The following is a 2441-nucleotide window of genomic DNA, read 5'->3' on the forward strand; positions in this document are numbered from 1 at the left end:
TGCGGACTTCGACCTGGCCCACGGCTTCGTCCGCCGGGGCCACGTCCTGCAGGGCGGGCGCGTTCCAGAATTCGGCGGGCGAGGCCCAGCCGAACGGCGGCCGCCCCTCGATGATCCGTTGGGCGCCCGCCTGGGGCAGCCGGCCTTCGGTCAGCATGGTGAGCAGCACGGCCTTCTCCGGCGGCAGGGTGTTGACGTTGATCGGCGACAGCTCCGCCGTCGGCAGGGCGCAGACGTAGGGCCGAAGCCTCTCGTAGACCGCCGGCTCGAAGCCGCGGACGGCGCGCAGTTCGCTGGGCTCGGCGAGCAGGGTGGCGGCGGTGAGCCAGCCCGCGCCGCCCTGCGCATACGCCTCGTCCTCCGCCCCACCGCCTTCGCGCAGGATGTTTGTGTCAATCCAATCGACAAGGGCGGCGGCGAGACGCTCGCCGTCCGCCACGCCCAGCGCCTGGGTCAGGCTCACGAACTGGCGCACGCCAGCCTCGCGGCGCTCCAGCACCTCGCCGGCGCCCTGGACGACGCTGTTGAGGTTGAAGCAGGCCGCGCCGTCGGTCACGCGGGCCTGGATGGTTCCGCCTTCGATGGGGAAGCGCAGAGCCCGGCCGTGCCAGCCGCCCTGCAGGGTGGTGCGCCCGCCGCCGGCCGCGTTCAGGCGCGCGATCTGGGCCTTGGCGAGCGTCTCGGCGCCGATGGCGTACCAACGCGCCTGGCCCACCGCCTCGGCGTTGGCCGTGCGGCGCAGGGAAAAGCGGATGTCGTCCAGCAGCGCCACCGCCAGCGTCGCCATCACGGCCACCAGCAGCAGCACGGTGAGCAGCGCCACGCCCTCTTCGCCGTCGCGCTTCACCAGGCCTCTCCTGTCACCAGGAACAGTTGGTCGACCTGGCCCATGTCCTTGAGGCGCAGCTGCAGCCGCACAGCTTGGGGCGGCGGCCGGTGCGCGCCGCCCGGCAACGCCTCGACCCACTCGCTCCCGGCCGCGAAGCTCACCTGGGCGGATTCGACGCCGGTCAGCAGGATTTGCGGGGGGCCTGGCTCGGCGCCGTCCAGCGCCGGGCGAGCGCGCCGCTCCAAGCGGTCCTGGACGAGGCGGTATTCCACGTACTGCAGCGACGCGCGCCGGTTGGCGTCGGGGTTGTCCCAGCCGGCGCGGACGAGGCCGAGCAGCAGGCCCGGCGGCGCACTCGCCCCGCCCGCGAAGGTCCAGGCCGCGGCCTGGCCGTCGGGCCCGCGGGTGCGGCGGGCGGCGGCCTGGGAGAGGTCGGCCTTCAGCAGCGCCCGCGCCCGCTGGAATTTGGCCAGGCGCTCGGTGTGGGCGCGGACGACCTCCTGGTTGTCTACCGAGAAGCTCATCACGCCGACGCCGGCCGCGGCGACGAGGCCGAAGATCAGCAGCGCCACCATCATCTCGACGAGTGTGAAGCCCTTCATTGCGGGCCTCGGAAAACCGTGACCTCGGCCGCCGTGTGACGGGCGCCGGGCGCCTGCACCAGCACGTCGATGCGCAGGATCTGCGGGTCGGCGGTGCGGCTGACCAGCCGCATCCAGCGCCACTCGCGATCGGCCAGCCGGTCGGCGCCGCCTGCGCGGCCGATGGCGGGGGCGGCGGGCGCGATCAGCGCCTCGACCGCCCGGTTCTCGGCGACCACGGCCGCGAGGGTGCGGATCTCCATGGCCCCCGCGGTGCGGGTGTTCTCGCCCGTCAGGTTCAAGAGGGCGACGGCCGACAGGCTGAGCACCGCCAGCGCCACCAGGATCTCGATGAGGGTGAAGCCCTGCTCAGCCGGTCGCATGGATCCGCACCTGGCCCTGGCCGTCGATGGTGACGCGCACGCTCCGCTCGCGCCGCTGCAGCCGGATCTCCGCCGGCTCGGCCGCGCCGGTGGTGTCGAAGCGCACGGCGCTGCGGCCGTCCGCGGTACGCACCTGAACGACCACCCCCTCGCCCCAGGCGCGCGGCGCGAAGGTGCGGTCTTCGAGGGCGGCCCATGCGCCGCGCCGCTGGACACGGAAGCGGTAGCCCGCCGCGTCCACGGCGGCCTCGACGGGCCGGTTGGTGAGGATCGCCTCCTCCTGCGCCCGGCGCAGGCGCGCGGCCAGGACATCCGCCTCGTCGCCGAGCCGGCCGCCGCTATCGGGCAGGTTCATCACCACGGCGCCGGTGAGCAGGCCGAGGATGGCCACGGCCGCGAGCATCTCCACGAGGGTGAAGCCGGCCTCGTCAGCTCCAGTTGCCGATGTCCGCATCGTCCCCCTCGCCGCCCTTCTGGCCGTCGGCGCCAAGCGAGTAGACGTCGAAGCGTCCGCGCTCGCCCGGGTAGGCGTACTGGTAGGGATTGCCCCACGGGTCCTTCGGCAGCCGGCGCACGTAGCCGCCCTCGCGGTAGCGGTCGGGCCGAGCCAGCCCCGGGGGCGGGGCGGTCAGCGCGGCCAGCCCCTGG

At 74.2% G+C, this 2441-nt stretch carries 5 protein-coding genes; all 5 read right to left on the minus strand.

Features of this window, described 5'->3' with window-relative positions:
- A partial coding sequence (gene gspK, locus VHK87_RS14615) for a type II secretion system minor pseudopilin GspK (protein ID WP_329635621.1) occupies positions 1–847 on the minus strand: 847 nt, incomplete at its 3' end.
- Positions 844–1431: a type II secretion system minor pseudopilin GspJ gene (gspJ, locus tag VHK87_RS14620; protein WP_329635622.1), complete on the minus strand. Its 588-nt coding sequence runs from the start codon at positions 1429–1431 to the stop codon at positions 844–846. The genes gspJ and gspK, both read right to left, overlap by 4 nt.
- Positions 1428–1793: a type II secretion system minor pseudopilin GspI gene (gspI, locus tag VHK87_RS14625; protein WP_329635623.1), complete on the minus strand. Its 366-nt coding sequence runs from the start codon at positions 1791–1793 to the stop codon at positions 1428–1430. The genes gspJ and gspI overlap by 4 nt, the downstream gene beginning before the upstream one ends.
- Positions 1780–2247 (minus strand): GspH/FimT family pseudopilin, encoded by a 468-nt coding sequence (locus VHK87_RS14630; RefSeq protein ID WP_329635624.1) that lies wholly within the window; start codon positions 2245–2247, stop codon positions 1780–1782. The genes gspI and VHK87_RS14630 overlap by 14 nt, the downstream gene beginning before the upstream one ends.
- Positions 2222–2441, minus strand: a 220-nt coding sequence (gene gspG / locus VHK87_RS14635) for a type II secretion system major pseudopilin GspG (RefSeq protein WP_329635625.1), incomplete at its 5' end; no start/stop codon positions are given. The genes VHK87_RS14630 and gspG, both read right to left, overlap by 26 nt.

It is taken from the genome of Phenylobacterium sp., assembly GCF_036263695.1.
Lineage (GTDB): Bacteria > Pseudomonadota > Alphaproteobacteria > Caulobacterales > Caulobacteraceae > Phenylobacterium.

Coding starts and splice junctions, on each gene's coding strand:
- gspJ (WP_329635622.1), bottom strand. CDS start 1,431: ATGAAGGGCTTCACACTCGTCGAGATGATGGTGGCGCTGCTGATCTTC.
- gspI (WP_329635623.1), bottom strand. CDS start 1,793: ATGCGACCGGCTGAGCAGGGCTTCACCCTCATCGAGATCCTGGTGGCG.
- VHK87_RS14630 (WP_329635624.1), bottom strand. CDS start 2,247: ATGCGGACATCGGCAACTGGAGCTGACGAGGCCGGCTTCACCCTCGTG.